The following is a 15559-nucleotide window of genomic DNA, read 5'->3' as shown; positions in this document are numbered from 1 at the left end:
GCCCCGGACTTGGTACGGCTCCGCGCAGCCCACGGATCACGCCATCTGGCGCCGCACCAGCTCGTGCAGCCGCCCGTGCGTGTCCGCCAGCAGCTGTGCGGGCGGGCCCTGCTGGGCGACCTTGCCGTCCTCCATCACGATCACGCGGTCGGCGTCCAGCACCGTGGACAGGCGGTGCGCGATGACGATGCGGGTGGCGTTGAGGGCCTTGGTGCTCTCGATGACCGTGCGCTGCGTCTCGTTGTCGAGGGCGCTGGTCGCCTCGTCGAAGAAGAGGATGCGCGGACGGCGGATCAGCGCCTGGGCGATCATCAGCCGCTGCCGCTGCCCGCCGGAGATCGCGCCGCTGCCCGACACGATGGTGTGCAGCCCCATCGGCATCCGCTTGATGTCCTCGGCGAGCCCCGCCATCTCGGCCGCCGCCATCGCCTCCTCCGGCGTGTACGGTTCCGTACCGCAGATGACGTCCAGGATGGACCCGGTGAACGGCTGGGCGTGCTGGAGCACGACCCCGCACTGCCGTCGTACGGCCGACTGGTCGAGCGCCGCCAGGTCCTGACCGTCGTACAGCACACTGCCCGAGACCGGCTTGTCGAAGCCGATCAACAGCCTGAGCAGCGTCGACTTGCCGCAGCCGCTGGGGCCGACGATCGCCACGAACTCACCCGACCGCACGTCGAAGGAGACGTCGTCGAGGACGAGGGGACCGTCGTCGGAGTAGCGGAAGGACAGGCGGCGCGCCTCCATCGCACCGGTCAGCGGGCCCGGCCGGGTGCTCGCCGTGCGCACCTCGGGCGTGGCCTCCAGGACCGGCTTGATCTCCTCGAACAGCGGCAGCGCGGCCACCGCCGAGACGAACGCACCCGTCAGCTGGGTGACCGAGGTCAGCAGCATCGTCACCGAGGTGCTGAAGGTGAGGAACGCCGCCGCCGACATCGAGCCGCGCGCCGGACCCGCCAGCAGCATGAACATCAGCAGCGTGCACAGCGGCAGATACACCGCACCCAGCACCGTGGTGAGGTTCTTGATCCGCCCGACCCTCTGCTGGAGCTCACGACTGCGCGCGAACTGGTCCGCCCACGCCCCGTACGCGTAGTTCTCCGCCGCCGCGACCCGCAGCTTCGGCAGCCCGCGCAGCGTCTGGAACGCCTGGTTGTTCAGCTTGTTGCTCAGCACCACCAGCCGCCGCTGCCAGCGCACCTGCCACAGCCCGAGCCCCAGGAACACCCCCGCGATGACGACGAGCATGCCGATCGCCGCCAGCGCCATCGGCACGCTGTACCAGAACAGCAGCGACAGGTTCATCGCACCGACCGTCACCGACTGCGCGACAACCGGGCCGACGCCGGCCATCAGACGGCGGATCGAGCTGATGCCCATGGCCTGGCTCGCCAGCTCACCGGTCGAGCGCTCGGTGAAGAACTTCGTCGGCAGGCGCAGCAGCCGGTCCCACAGGGCCGGTTGGAGCGTCGCCTCGATACGGCCCTCCAGACGCAGGATCGTCAGGTTCTGCAACAGCATGAACGCCGCTGCCACGACACTGCTGATCATCACGGCCAGGCAGAACTGCACGATCAGGTCGGTCTGCGCCTTGGGCACGAACTCGCCGAGCACCTTGCCCGTCGCGATCGGCACCAGCGCGCCGATCGCGACCGTCACCAGGCCGCTGATCATGAGGCTCGTGAGGTCGCCGCCGGTGCCCCGCATGCTGAACCGCAGCAGCCGCAGCGGGCTCAACGCGCGATCGGGCAGCGGCCGGTAGAACATCACCGCACGCGGCTCGAACTCCTCCGCGTTGGCCTTCTCGATCGGCGTCTCACGGCCGGTCGCCGGATGGACGGCGACATAGCCGCTGCGCCGCCACAGCAGCGCCACCGGCGCACCCGACAGTGCCCGGTGACCCACCAGCGGCCCCACGTTGTCCCGCCACCACGGCCCGTCCAGCCGTACGGCCCGGGTGCGCACGCGCGACGCGATGGCCACGCGCTCGACCGGGTCGAGCCGGTCGCTCTCGGTGCCGCTCTGCGCGGGCTCGGCCAGCGTGATCCCGGCCGCCTGGGCGACCAGCTTGCAGGCCGCGTAGCTGGCGTCCGCGTCGGCGGCCGTCGTGCGCTTGTCGCTGCGCTTGCCGATGGACGCCAGCAGCGTCCGGTCGGCCTGGGCGCGCACCGCCTCGCCGGCCTTGATGCCCTCCGCCGTGCGCGACTCGTGGGTGCGCTCCAATTGCTCGATCCAGCGGTCCAGCGTGGTCAGCAGGCGGTACTGCTGGTCGACCATGGACTGCCAGACCGCCGGGTCCATCAGCAGATCGGCGGCGGCCTCGGCGCCGTACAGCGAGCCGTACTGCACACTGCCCGGCGGCACCTGCATCCAGAAGACGTCGTCGTCGGTCAACTCGGCCGCCCGCTCGTTGGCCATCGGCGCCTGGAAGAGGATGGACAGGCTGCGGCCGACGCCGAGTGCGAGGGCGTACTCCAGCGGGCTCGTCTGCGGCGGGACGTACTGCGGGTTGCCGTACTCGTCGTAGGACCAGGTCTGCGTGTTCGCGGGCTGGTACAGCTCGCGCAGCCCGATGCGGTGCACGACGCAGTCCCTGAGCGGGCGGGCCACCAGGGTGTGCTGCGGTCCCGGGACCGGGCCGAGCAGCAGCGACCCCGCCTCCAGCCGGCCGAGGTGATGCCAGTGGCCCTGCTGCCCGGCGTCGACCGCGAACAGGTCGACGGCGCCGGACGCGACCAGCCACAGCACCTGCGGGCCTTCGAGGTCGAGCCGGTTGTGCCCGGCGCAGTCGATGCGCGTGCCCATCTGCCCGAGCGCGTTGAGAACGAGGTCACCCTCGTGGACGGAGGTCATCTCACCGCTCCTTGACCAGTGCCGCGTACGCGCCGCCGCGTGCCACCAGGTCCTCGTGCCGGCCGCGTTCCACGATCGTGCCGTGCTGGAGTACGACGATCTCGTCGCTGTCGCGCACGGTGCTGAGCCGGTGCGCGATCACCACACAGGCACAGCCGCGCTTGCGCAGGTTGTCCATCACGACCTGCTCGGTCTCGGCGTCGAGCGCGCTCGTCACCTCGTCGAGGACCAGGATGCTCGGCCGGCGCACCAGCGCCCGCGCGATCTCCAGGCGCTGGCGCTGCCCGCCGGAGAAGTTGCGGCCGTCCTGCTCCACCCTGCTCTGGATGCCGCCCGGGCGGCGCATCACCACGTCGTACAGCGCCGCGTCACGCAGCGCGTCCACCACCGCCTCGTCCGGGATCGACGGGTCCCACAGCGCCACGTTGTCGCGGACCGTGCCCTCGAACAGGAAGACCTCCTGGTCGACGAAGGAGACGGAGGCCGCGAGGGCGCCGCGCGGGATGTCCTCGATGCGCTGGTCGTCGATGCGGATGACGCCCTCCCACGGGGCGTACAGACCGGAGATGAGGCGCGAGACAGTGGACTTGCCGCTGCCGGAGCCGCCGACCAGGGCCACCTGCTGGCCGGGGCCGACGGTCAGGTCGAAGCCGGTGAGCAGGGGTTTGTCGAGCGGGCTGTAGCCGAAGGTGATGTTCTGCAGCTCGACGTGGCCGTGCAGCCGGCGCGTCGAATCGCCCGCGCCGGGGCGGCCGTAGAGCGGGTCCGCTTCGAAGTTCTCCACGTCTTTCAGGCGGGCCACGTCGGCGGCGAAGTCCTGGATGCGCCCCGCGACGCCGTTCAGACGGGTGATCGGGGCGGTGAAGCGGGTGACCAGGGCCTGGAAGGCGACCAGCAGGCCGACCGATATGCCCCCTCGATCGCGCGCATGCCGCCGATCCAGAGGATGAGCGCGCTGTTGAGCGTGGCGAGGGTAGGGGCGACCACGCCCAGCCAGGCGCTCGGCACGCCGAGGCGCTGCTGCTCCTCCAGCGTGGTGGCGTGCTGTCCGGCCCACTTGCGGAAGTAGCCGTCCTCGCCGCCGGTCGCCTTCATCGTCTCGATCAGCTGAAGGCCGGTGTAGGCGGTGTTGGTGAGCCGGGCGCTGTCCGCACGCAGCTTCGCCGTACGGGTCGCGCGCAGCCGGATCACGACGCGCATGGCGACGACGTTCAGCAGGGCGACGCCGATGCCGACAAAGGTGAGCTGGGGGTCGTAGGTATAGAGGAGGAGCGCGTAGAGGACGACGACCACCGCGTCCACGCCCGCCGCCGCGAGGTCACGGGCCAGCGTCTCGGACACCGCGTCGTTCGACTGGAGCCGCTGCACCAGGTCGGCCGGGCTGCGCTGGGAGAAGAACGTCACCGGCAGCCGCAGCAGATGGCGCAGGAAGCGGGCGCTGGAGAGGGTGGAGGAGATGATCCGGCCGCGCAGCAGGTTCGTCTGTTGCAGCCAGGTCAGCACCACGGTGAGCGCGACACAGGTCCCCATCGACGCGAACAGCACCCCCAGCAGGGAGGTCTGGCCGCCGATGAGGAACATGTCGATGTAGGTGCGGCTCAGCGCGGGCACCGCCGCGCCGACCACCACCAGCAGGAGGCTCGCCAGGACCGCGGCGGGCATCGTGCCCGCGGTGCCGCGCAGCCGGGCCGGCATCGCGCCGAGCACGCCCGGCTTGCGCCCGCCCTTGCTGAAGTCCTCCCCGGGCTCCATGACCAGGACGACGCCGGTGAAGCTGCCGTCGAAGTCCTCCATGGGCACGAAGCGGCGGCCCTTGGCGGGGTCGTTGATGTAGACGCCCCGGCGGCCGAAGCGGCGGCCCATGCCGTCGTAGACGACGTAGTGGTTGAACTCCCAGAACAGGACGGCCGGCGTCTTCACCTCGGCGAGGGCGGCCGTGTCCATCTGCATGCCCTTGGCCGTCAGCCCGTAGCTGCGGGCGGCCTTCAGGAGGTTGCTGGCGCGCGAGCCGTCGCGGGAGACGCCGCACGCTATGCGCAGTTCCTCCAGCGGGACATGGCGGCCGTAGTGGCCCAGCACCATCGCGAGGGAGGCGGCGCCGCACTCCACGGCCTCCATCTGGAGCATGGTGGGTGTGCGGACGGTCTTGGACCTGCCCTTGGGTACGGGGCGCTTGGGCGGTGCGGTGCGGCGCCTGCTGCGCGTCTCCTGCGCGGCGCTCACGGCAGCAGCCAATCGACGGGACGCTCGTCGGCCAGCCGGATCGAGGCGTCGGCCATGGTCATGGACGTGAGGGAGAACGGCGGCCCGTCCGCGGACGACCACTTGTAGCCGCTCTCGGTGCTCGACCTCTCGTCCAGCTTCACCAGCACGGCGACCGGCCTGCCGTCCTTGGTGAACTGCTCGCCGAGCTGGTTGTCCCCGAGGAACGCGGCGATCTGCTGCGCCGACTGCACGGAGCGGTCCACCGACTTCACGTGGCCGCGCAGGACGCCGTACTCCTGGGTGGGCACCGACTGGACGGTGAGGTCCACGGCGGCCTTGTCGGGGATGGACGCCGCGTTCTCGGCGGGCACGTACACCGTCGCGTACAGCGGGTCCTTGGTGTGGGCGACCTTCTCCACGGCGGCGACGTTCGCGCCGGTCTGGATGATCTGCCCGATGGTGGCGGCGAGCCCGGTGACCCGGCCTGCGGCGACGGTACGGACGACCGTTTCGCCCTCGGCGGTACGGACCTTCAGTACGGGGGAGTTGGCGGGCAGTCGCTGGCCCTGCTCGGCGAGGACCGAGGTGACCTGCCCGGCGACCGGGCTCTGCAGGATGTAGCTGCCCTGCCCGTGGGTGAGGATGGCGGGCGCGCCGACGGTGGAGGCGACCGAGCCGGTCACCGCCCACACGGACGCTGCGGCCATGACGACCACCGTCACGGAGAGGACCAGCCAGCCCTGGGGGCGGGCGAAGCGCACCGGAAGGTCGAGCTCCTCCGGTGACTGGAGCTTGGCGAGGGCCTGTTGGCGGAACTGCACGGAACTTTCCCTCACCTGAGGATGAGTGGAGACCGGCGCGCGTGGGCCGGTCGTGATGCGGACGGTGCCCAGTTGTTTTCAGGCACCCAAGAGCCCCGGAGCCGGGGAATGGCTCCGGGACTCAGTGGTATGAAAGGTGCGATCAGAGACCGGCAACCAGGCCCGAGACCGGGGCGGTGTTCAGGCCGGTGACACCCTCCACGGTGCCGACGACCGTGTCGACCAGGCCGGAGACCGGGGCGATGCCGTTGACAGCGTCGAGGGCACCGTTCACGGCGTTGACCTGCAGGCCGCCGGAGACGTTGTCGAGCTCGGCGTCGGAGATCTCGACGGTCGCAACCTGGGGGGTGGAGTTCATGATGGAACTTCCCTTCCTAATGGATATCTCACAAGGGGGAGCGGCCCCCTCTGGGGACAGATGACGGCCGCGACCGCAGGCGTCCGGTGCCCGTTTCCGGGAGCCGCTGACGACCCCTGCGGTGCGATGGATCAAAGCACGCTGTGGGCACGGGCTTCCAATCAAACTTCGGCCTCACCAGGGCACTTCGATCGCAGTGGCATCGATCCGTGCAGAAGTGCCCACGTCTCGTTGGCGACTTCTTCACATGCGTCACAGCATCGGCTCGGACGAGCTGTTGCATCGCCTCATGAGGGTGCGGTGAACGTGCGGCGAATCCGACACTCCGGTCTCAAGGGGGTGACCGCCGGTAGCGGCCGTGTGCAGAACCTCGGCCCCCGGTGACTTCGTTGAGTATTGAATGTGCAGATTCGCTGAAGCATGGATTCCACTCCACTTTCTCAACCGACCGTTACTGATCGGTAGCGGATCGTGTCGGCTCGGGTCAGCCCAGAAGTGCGTACACCGTGCTCGCCCGGGCCGCGATTTCCCCCGACCCCTCGTCGGTCATCACGATGTCGGCGAACGCCATGCGACGGCCCAGCTTGGTGACGACCGCTTCGATCAGGACATCGGATCCGATCACGGCGCGCTGAAAGGACGTCGACTGCTGCACCGTCGTCATCGGCCCGTACGACCCGCGTGCCGCCGACACGGCGATCACGGTCGCGGTGTCGGCGGCGGCCATCAGTGCCTGGCCCGACAGGGCACCGCCCTCCCGGGCCAGCCTGTCCGACCAGGGCATTCGCAGGACCGCGCGGTGGCCCTCGACCGCCTCGACCGACAGGCCCAAGTCGAGGACCCAGGGGGCGAAGTTGGCGGAGAGGATCTTGTCGGCTTCGGCGTTGGTCATCGTCATATGGGGGATTGTTCCCGCCGCCGGACCGACAGGCGCGGTCCTTGGCCGATTCGGTGTTGCGAACGCGACGCGCTGAAACGGAATTGAACGCCCCGGGCGGCCCGTGCGTACCAACTGCCAACCAGGCGCCCCGAAAAGCTGCCGCACAAGGCGGCACAGACCCCGTCCCCCAGGAGGTCGAGAAGTTTGAGTCACAAGCGAATTCCGAAGCGCAAGGCCGCGATAGCAGCGGGCAGCGTGGTGGCGCTCGGAGCGGCCGCGATCCTGCTGCCCAACGCCAACGCGTCGCAGGACGCCGCGACGGACAACGCCGCCGCTCCCAAGACCCTGAAGTCGGCGGACGCGTCGGATCTCGCCTCGCAGCTCGAGGGACTGCTCGGCGACGCCTTTGCCGGTTCGTACTACGACGCCGAGAGCCAGCAGCTCGTCGTCAACGTCATCCCCGGCGACAACAACAACGTGATCGTCCAGGCGAAGCAGGCCGGCGCGAAGGTCCGCGAGGTCGAGAACAGCCTGAACGAGCTCGCGTCCGGCGCGCAGACCCTCAAGTCCGAGGCGACCATCCCGGGCACGGCCTGGTCGGTCGACCCCAGAACGAACAAGATCCTCGTCACCGCCGACAGCACCGTCACCGGCGACAACTGGGACCAGCTGGAGTCGACCGTCGACAGCCTCGGTTCGGGCATGGCGACCGTCAAGAAGTCGGCCGGCACCTTCAAGACGTTCCTCTCCGGCGGCGACGCCATCTTCGCCGGCGGCTCACGCTGCTCCGCGGGCTTCAACGTCACTGCGGGCGACGGCACCCCCGCCTTCCTGACCGCCGGTCACTGCAGCCTCGGCGGCAACGAGTGGTCGGACACCGAGGGCGGCCAGCCGATCGCCACCGTCGACCAGTCCACCTTCCCCGGCGACGGCGACTTCGCACTCGTGAAGTACGACGACCCGGCGACCGAGGCGCCAAGTGAGGTCAACGTCGGCGACCAGGCCGTCCCGATCAGCCAGGCGGCGGACGCCGAGGTGGGACTCCAGGTCTTCCGGATGGGCAGCACCACCGGGCTGAACGACGGTCAGGTCCTCGGACTCGACGCCACCGTCAACTACCCGGAGGGCACCGTTACCGGGCTCATCCAGACCGACGTCTGTGCCGAGCCCGGCGACAGCGGCGGCTCCCTGTTCACCCAGGACGGCCTTGCGATCGGCCTGACCTCCGGCGGCAGCGGTGACTGCACGGTCGGCGGCGAGACCTTCTTCCAGCCGGTGACCACCGCCCTGGAGGCGGTCGGCGCGACCCTCGGTGACGGGGGCGCGGGTGCCGGCGAGGAAGCCGGTGCCGGTGAAGAGGCCGGTGCCGGTGAGGAAGCGGGCGCGGGCGAGGAAGCGGGCGCGGGCGAGGAAGCCGGTGCCGGTGAAGAGGCCGGCGCGGGTGAAGAGGCCGGTGCCGGTGAGGAAGCGGGCGCGGGCGAGGAAGCCGGAGCCGGTGAAGAGGTCGGCGGCGGCAACGCCGAGGGCACGGGCAACGGCCTCGGCGAGATCGTCGGCAACGGCGTCGGGAACTGACGCCCTGACACCGGCACACGGATCCGAGTGATCCGGGCGACACCGCGGTCCGGCCCTCCGGCGGGAGGGTCGGACCGCTGTCGTGTCCAGAGCCGTCAGTCAGGCGTCAGCCGTCAGCCGCGCGCTCGCAACAGCAGCAGCGCCACGTCGTCGACCCGTTCGTGCCTGGACGCGCTGTGCTGCACCAGCAGGTCGGCGAGTTCGTCCAAGGCCAGCTCCCCGGCCTCGGTGAGCAGCTGGCCGAGCTCGGCGAGCGCGTCCTCGATGTCGACGCCGGGGGACTCGATCAGCCCGTCGGTGTAGAGGACGAGCACACACCCGGGCGTGAACTCGACCTCTGTCGTCGGATACGTGGGCGAGCCGTCGATGCCCAGCAGCGGGCCGCCCGCGAGGTCGAGCACCCGCACGCGTCCGTCCGGCCGTCGCAGCAGCGGCGGCGGATGCCCGGCACGGGCCATCACCGCCCGCCCGTGTTCCGGATCGAGGCGCAGATACAGACAGCTGGCGAACAGGTCGGAGCCGAGGTCGAGCAGCAGCCGGTTGGTGCTGCGCATGACCTCCTCCGGGGCCTGACCGACGTTCGTGTACGCCCGTACGGCGGTGCGGATCTGGCCCATCAGGCCGGCCGCGGTGACGTTGTGCCCCTGCACGTCCCCGATCACCGCCGCCGTCAGGCCCTCTTCCGTCGGCACCAGGTCGTAGAAGTCGCCGCCGATCTCCATGCCCTGGGTGGCGGGCAGATAGCGGGCGGCCGCTTCGACGCCGGGCAGCGGCGGGAGCGAGTGCGGGAGCAGGGCGGCCTGCAGTCCGTGCGCCAGCTGGTGCTTGACGTCGTAGAGCAGGGCGCGCTCCAGCGCCTGCGCGATGAGCCCGCCGAGGCTGGTCAGGACCGCCCGCTCGTCCGCCGGGAAGGGATGCCGCTCCGAGTAGGCGAGCACACAGGTGCCCACCGGCCGCCCCGAGGCGATCAGCGGCAGATACGCCCAGGCCGCGAAGCCGTCGGGCGTCGAGTGGCGCGTCGGATACAGGCGCTCCAGCTCCTGCTGGGAGTCGAAGAACGCGGGCACACCGGTGGTCAGCGCGTGTGTGCCCGGGGTCTGCTCGGTCAGTGGCAGACCGTCGAAGCGCTCCACGATCTGCGGATCCGCGTAGCCGCGGTGACCGAGCACGTGCAGCCGGCCCGCCCGAGATCCCAGGACGACCAGCGCCTGGCTGCCGACGGCCGGGACGATCTCGTCCGCGACCAGCTGCACCACGTCCTGCACACCCGCCGCCTCGGTGAGCGCGCCGGCCAGGCTGAGCACCTGGGAGATGGTCACCAGCCGGCCCGGCGGGTCGTCCTGCCGCGGCCCACTGCGGCCCATCTCCGCCACCGCTCGGGCCCGGCTGATCCGCACGCTCAGACCGGTCGTGCTCGGGTACATACGGAACGACAACCAGTCGCCGGGCGGGCGCAGCGCCAGGAAGGACGTGGTGTGCTGGCTCATCAGCGCGGCCCGGTAGCGGTCCTCGTACACCGGGTCGTTGAGCCACGGCACCGAAGCCCACAGCTGGTTGCCCAGCAGCCGGTTGACCGGGACGCCGATCAGCTCGGCCGCCGCGGGGTTGGCGAAACTGACCCGGCCGTGCAGATCGAGTGAGCACAGGCCGTACGGCAGCCGCGACACCATGCGGGCCGCCTCCACCGTGCCGAGCGTGCCGGCGGCGCCGCTGAACGCCGGCCCGGCGACCAGATCGGGCTCCGGGAGCGGCGGAAGGCTCTCCTCCAGGGCGCGTTCCAGCCGCACCGCGAGCCGTCGGCAGGCCGCGGTGAGATGGTCGCGCTCCCGCTCCGACAGCTCCGGGGGGTGTGCGCCGGGCCAGGTCACGAAGATCGCGCCATAGGCGGAGGTCTCGGTGGCCACGGGCAGCGCGGCCAGTGCGAAGGGATAGGGCAGGACGACGGCGATCCGCGGATAGCGGGCCGCCATGTCCTCCTCGCCCTTGACCCAGACGAGCCGCCGCTCACGCACCGCTTCCGCGACCGGGATCGGCGCGCTCAGCCCGACCCGCTCCCAGGGCGCCGCGAACGCCCGGGGCAGACCGGCCATCACCGACATCTCCAGCACGGGCTCGTCGGCCGCCAGCAGATACACCGCCCCGGAGTGCGCGTGCACCTCGTCCATCATCGAGGCAAGCGCCAGCGACAGGAGCGGTCGGCCGACCCGGGTCCGCGCGGCCGCCGGCGCCTGGGCGGACGTCTGCCCGTCGGACACGCCGACCACCTCCTCCGCGGGGCCGCGCGACGGGTCCCAGGGCTCAAATCTCCCTCCTCGCGCTCCATCGCGCACGGCGAGCGGCACCGAGTCCGGCCGACCGCCCGCACCGCGAGCGAGAGCGCTTACCCCCTGGCCGCGATCCCATGCCCCCGCAGTGGATGCGCGCTCCCGGCGTACGGGCGCCTCGCGTGCGCCCCCGCGCACCCTGATGGCCGGATCTTCGCGCCCGCAGACGGTAACGGATGCCAACAATGGGGCACGCGCTCAACACCATGAGAGCGACGAACAGCGGGGTGGAGGGGCGGCAGTGATCCGGGTCCTTGTGGTGCATGACGCGTGTCTGGTGCGATCGGTGCTGGCGGAGTGGCTGCGACGAGATCCGGGCCTGGAGGTGTACGACGCCCCTTGGCGCAGCGCGCCCGCACGCGCGCGTTCCGTCCGGCCTGACGTCTGCGCGGTGGACCTGGAGTGCACGGACTCGTACGGCATACCGCCGCTCGCCGAGCTGCGATTACGGGAAGCGGGCCGCACACCGCCACACCTGCTGGTGCTGGCCAGCGCTCACCGCCCGGGGCTGCTGAAGCGCGCTCTGGAGGCGGGGGCGCTCGGGTACGTCGACAAGGAGGGCTCGCCGGACCGGCTGGTGCGCGGAATCCGGCGCGTCGCCGAGGGGGAACGTTTCGTCGACGATTCGCTGGGCTTTGCTTTCCTCAAGGCCGCCGAGATGCCGCTGACCCGGCGTGAGCTCAGCGTGCTGTCCCTCGCGGCAAAGGGAGCCTCCGTCGCGGAGATCGCCGGGAACCTGCACCTGTCCCACGGGACGGTGCGCAACTACATGGCCGCCATCACCCGCAAGACCGGGGCCCGCAACCGCATCGACGCGATCCGGATCTCCCAGGGCGAGGGCTGGCTCTGACCACTACCGCGGCACGGACGCCCAGCCGCCGACGAGTTCGCGGTAGCGCGCCGAGTGCCGTACGAGCTCGACGTGTGTCCCGTACGCCGTGTCCCGGCCGTCCATCATCAGGACCCGGTCGGCACGGCGGGCCGAGCTGATGCGGTGCGCGACGACGACCAACGTGCCGCCGGGGCGGGCTGCGAAGGCCTGCTCCGCGCGTTCCTCGGCCCGCGCGTCGAGGTGACAGGTCGCCTCGTCGAGGAGCGCGAGCGGGGCGTACGACAGGTGCGCCCGGGTCAGCGCGATCAACTGCCGCTCCCCCGCGGACAGCGCCCCGGGTTCCACCCGGCCCTCTGGCCCGCCCAGCGCGGCGAGCAGCGGCGCCAGCCCGACCGCCTCGGCGGCGGCGAGCAGCTCCGCCTCGGAGACGGGGTCCGGCCGCAGCAGGGCGAGGTTCTCGGCGAGGGTGCCGGTGAACACGTACGCCTCCTGCGGAATGAGCACCCGCCGCGCGAGGGCACCCGGCCCCGGCACCGCCTCCCCGCACACCCGGATGGCGCCGCACCGGGGCTCCAGCAGCCCGGCCACCAGCGCCGTCAGCGTGGACTTCCCGATCCCGCTCGGCCCGACGACGGCCAGGTGGGCGCCGGCCGGGAGGGTGAGGTCGAGGTCGTCGATCACGGGGAGCGCGCTGGGGCCGTAGGCGAAGGTGACGGAGGTGAGGGTGAGGGCGGGGGGCTCGGGGGCGGTGGGACGTGGGACCTCGGCGGCCGGTCGCGGGGGGCCGGCGTGGTCCGGGGACGGTGCGGGTGTGCCGGCGGGAGGCGGCGGTGCCGGACTGTCGTCCGGCTCAGCGCGCGATGGGCGAGGCCCGGTGGCCACGGACCCGTCGGCTTGGCCGGCCGGCCCGCCGGTCGCGCCTCGGTCGGAAGCCGCGCCGAAGGCAGCCGGCTTGCTCCGCGCACCGGCCGCGCCGGACGCGCCTGCCACGCCGAGCCTGTGGGCCCTGTCCGGCTCGGTGTTCTCCGGCACCAACCGCCGTATCACCACCGCCAGCCGTGAGCCGCTCGTGCCCAGGCCGTGGACCAGGTTGTGCAGGGCGGGGAGCAGGGACTGGGTGACGTAGGCGAGGGCGCCGACCAGGGCGCCGGTGGTGACGCCGTGTCGCAGGAGCCAGGGCGCGGTGGCGAGGAGCAGCACGATCGGGAGCTGTCCGCCGAGGGCGAGGGCGGCCACGCGGAGCACACCGAAGCGGGCGAGCGAACGGGCGGCCCGCAGCTCGGCGTCCACCAGGCCCCCGGCATCGGCGCCCATCCGGTCCTGAGCGCCGGCCGCCGTGATGTCCCGCAGCCCGGGGCAGACGGCGCCGAGCCGGTCGGCCAGGGCCTCGTCGGCTCCGAGGAAGACCTCCTGTCTGCGGGCCAGCGGACGCAGCGTCACCGCGAACAGGCCCACCCCCGCGGCCAGCGGCGGCAGCACGACGAGCAGCAGCAGCGGAGCCAGCGAGAACAGGCCGGCCAGCGCACCGACCGAGGTGAACACGAACGACCGCGACACCATGACCAGCCCCGCGAAGGTGTCCCGCGCGATCTCCGCCTGCTGGGTGAGCCCGGACAGCGCCCCGCGGTCCGCCTCCCGCACCCCGCGCGCCACCACCCGCGTCACGAGCCGGTCCCTCAGCGGCTCGACCAGCGCCGCGACGGCCCCGTACACGCGAGCCGTGCCGTACGCGCCGACGACGACCCCGAGACCGGCGACACCGAGCCACCCGAGCCCGACCTCCGTACGTCCCTGGAGGAACCCGTCGTCCAGGGCACGGGCCGGGGCGTAACCGATGAGGAAGCTCTGTCCGGTCTCCAGCACCGACCAGAGGGCGAGCCGTACGAGGACGGGCCATCGGTCCCACAGGAAGCGCAGCGCGCGGGGGTAGAGGCCACGGGTCACGCCGGTTCCTCCCCGGTGAATGCCTCCCGGTACTCCCTGATGTCCCACAGCTCCTCGTGCCGCCCCACCGCGCGCACCCGCCCGCCGTCCAGCCAGGCCACCGCGTCGGCCCTGGCCGCTGTCGCCGCACGGTGCGCGACCAGGAGGCGGGTGGCGGACGAGCCGCCGGTCAGGGCCTCGGTGATGCGCGCCTCCGTCACGGTGTCGAGGCTGGACAGCGCGTCGTCGAGGATCAGCAGGCGGCCGTCGTGGGCGAACGCCCGGGCGAGTCCGAGGCGTTGGGACTCGCCGCCGGAGCGCGGGGCGTCGGCGAGTGCGGTGCCGTAGCCGTTGGGCAGACGGCATATGAAGTCGTCCGCGTGGGCCGTGCGGGCAGCCTCCCGGATGCGGGTGGGGGAGGGGTGCGGCAGGCCCAGGCCGATCGCGTCCTCGACGGTGCCGCCCAGCAGGGCGGGGCGTTCGAAGGCGTAGGCGACGGCGCGGCGCAGGTCGTCGTGGGTCAGCTCGGGAAGTGGCACCTCGTCGAGCAGGACCTCGCCGTCGTCCGGGTCGGCCATGCGCCCGGCGAGCGCGGCGAGCAGCGACTTGCCCGCGCCGGAACGCCCGACCACGGCCACGGTGGTCCCGCCGGGGACGACCAGGTCGATCCCGTCCAGCACGGTGTGTCCGCCGCGCCGGGCACTCACGCCGCGCAGCTCCAGGCGGCCGGGGCCGGGCGGCAGCCGGCGCCGGCCATGGGTGGGGGCGGGCTCGGCGACGACCTCGCCGAGGCGTCCGGCCGCCGCCCGGGCGCGGGCCAGGCTCGCGAGCTGGGCGACCAGCACGCCGACGCCGGTCGCCAGCACCGCGTAACGGGAGGCGGCGAGCATCTCGCCGACGGACAGCCGGTGCCGGGTGAGCAGGACGCCGGCGACGGCTATGACACCGAGCTGCAGCAGCGGGGCCACGGTGACGGCCTGGGCTGCGGCCCGCCCCTGCACCCGCCACATCTGGTGCCCGGCGCGGGAGAGTTCGGGCAGCGGCCGCAGGATCCGCTCCGTCTCCCGGTCCGTCGCACCCGCCGCGCGGATGGTGCGGTGGCCGTCGACGGCCTCGGCGAACGCGGCGGCGATCCGGCCCTGTTCCTGCTGGTAGCGCGTCACACAGCGGGAGGTGTCCCGAGCGAAGGTCCGCAGCAGGACGGCCAGTACCGGCGCCCCGGCGAGGAGCACGGCCGCGAGCCACAGGTCGATCAGGCCGAGGGCGACGATGCCGCCGACCGGTCCGGCGAGCGCGGCGAGCAGTGCGGCACGGGCGGCCGGTGCCGTGCCGGCCTGAGCGGCGTTGCCGACCAGGCGTGCGACCAGGTCGCCGGCCCCGAAGCGGGCGGTGGCCCGCGGGCCCACGGCCAGCACGTGACCGGTCAGCCGCCGCCGCAGCCAGGCGGCCGTCCGGGCGTCGACGGTGCCGACGAGGACGCTCTGGCATCCGTCGAGCAGGGCGAGCAGCAGCACGAGTCCGGCGCAGCACAGCACCCAGCCCGTCGCCGGTGCCCGGGCCAGCAGGAGGTCCAGGGTCCGCCCGAGCGCGGCGGGCAGCAGCAGCCCGGCCCCGGTCCCGGCGGTGGCCACCAGGCACAGGGCCGCCGTACGGGCCCCGCTGTGCCGGGTGGCCGCACGCAGCAGCGCGCGGGAAGCGTCGTCGGCAGGAGTCGTCGTGCGCCTCATACGGCTGCGGCCTCGCTCACTCGTCCGGGCAAGGGCCCCGGGCGGCCCTCCCGTGAGGGAG

At 72.3% G+C, this 15559-nt stretch carries 9 protein-coding genes and 1 pseudogene; 2 read left to right on the top strand and 8 right to left on the bottom strand.

Annotated elements, in window-relative coordinates; all coding sequences use genetic code 11:
• Positions 1–36: 36 nt before the first annotated feature.
• The 5 genes and pseudogenes from OHO27_RS03330 to OHO27_RS03310 form a co-directional block, all read right to left on the bottom strand.
• Positions 37–2853, bottom strand: a complete 2817-nt coding sequence (locus OHO27_RS03330; protein WP_328420104.1) for an NHLP bacteriocin export ABC transporter permease/ATPase subunit — start codon at positions 2851–2853, stop codon at positions 37–39.
• A gap of 1 nt (position 2854) precedes the next feature.
• Positions 2855–5076: pseudogene (locus tag OHO27_RS03325) on the bottom strand (NHLP family bacteriocin export ABC transporter peptidase/permease/ATPase subunit).
• Complete coding sequence (locus OHO27_RS03320) at positions 5073–5879, bottom strand: HlyD family efflux transporter periplasmic adaptor subunit (RefSeq protein WP_328420102.1); 807 nt, start codon at positions 5877–5879, stop codon at positions 5073–5075. The pseudogene OHO27_RS03325 and the gene OHO27_RS03320 overlap by 4 nt, the downstream one beginning before the upstream one ends.
• Positions 5880–6021: 142 nt before the next feature.
• Positions 6022–6237: a hypothetical protein gene (locus OHO27_RS03315; protein WP_030052098.1), complete on the bottom strand. Its 216-nt coding sequence runs from the start codon at positions 6235–6237 to the stop codon at positions 6022–6024.
• Between the two features lie 484 nt (positions 6238–6721).
• Positions 6722–7135 (bottom strand): PaaI family thioesterase, encoded by a 414-nt coding sequence (locus OHO27_RS03310; RefSeq protein WP_328420093.1) that lies wholly within the window; start codon positions 7133–7135, stop codon positions 6722–6724.
• A gap of 186 nt (positions 7136–7321) precedes the next feature.
• Here OHO27_RS03310 and OHO27_RS03305 point away from each other — a divergent pair, with 186 nt between their 5' ends.
• Positions 7322–8692 carry a S1 family peptidase gene (locus OHO27_RS03305; RefSeq protein ID WP_328420091.1) on the top strand — a complete coding sequence of 457 codons (1371 nt, stop codon included), beginning with the start codon at positions 7322–7324 and terminating at the stop codon, positions 8690–8692.
• A 113-nt stretch (positions 8693–8805) separates the two neighbouring features.
• On the opposite strand, the gene OHO27_RS03300 is transcribed toward OHO27_RS03305, so the two are convergent.
• Positions 8806–10956: a SpoIIE family protein phosphatase gene (locus OHO27_RS03300; protein ID WP_328420089.1), complete on the bottom strand. Its 2151-nt coding sequence runs from the start codon at positions 10954–10956 to the stop codon at positions 8806–8808.
• A gap of 301 nt (positions 10957–11257) precedes the next feature.
• On the opposite strand from OHO27_RS03300, the gene OHO27_RS03295 reads away from it, so the two are divergent.
• On the top strand, positions 11258–11866 hold the full coding sequence (locus OHO27_RS03295) for a response regulator transcription factor (RefSeq protein WP_328420087.1): 609 nt from the start codon (positions 11258–11260) through the stop codon (positions 11864–11866).
• Positions 11867–11869: 3 nt separating this feature from the next.
• On the opposite strand, the gene OHO27_RS03290 is transcribed toward OHO27_RS03295, so the two are convergent.
• The gene (locus OHO27_RS03290) at positions 11870–13792 is read right to left on the bottom strand and encodes an ATP-binding cassette domain-containing protein (protein ID WP_328420086.1); all 1923 of its coding nucleotides are present in this window, start codon (positions 13790–13792) and stop codon (positions 11870–11872) included.
• Positions 13789–15498 carry an ABC transporter ATP-binding protein gene (locus OHO27_RS03285; protein ID WP_328420084.1) on the bottom strand — a complete coding sequence of 570 codons (1710 nt, stop codon included), beginning with the start codon at positions 15496–15498 and terminating at the stop codon, positions 13789–13791. The genes OHO27_RS03290 and OHO27_RS03285 overlap by 4 nt, the downstream gene beginning before the upstream one ends.
• Between the last annotated feature and the right edge of the window lie 61 nt (positions 15499–15559).

It is taken from the genome of Streptomyces sp. NBC_00443 (assembly GCF_036014175.1).
In the GTDB taxonomy this organism is placed as follows: domain Bacteria; phylum Actinomycetota; class Actinomycetes; order Streptomycetales; family Streptomycetaceae; genus Streptomyces.
The sequence above is the reverse complement of the archived record's forward strand: the minus strand, read 5'-3'. Positions and strand labels throughout refer to the sequence as shown.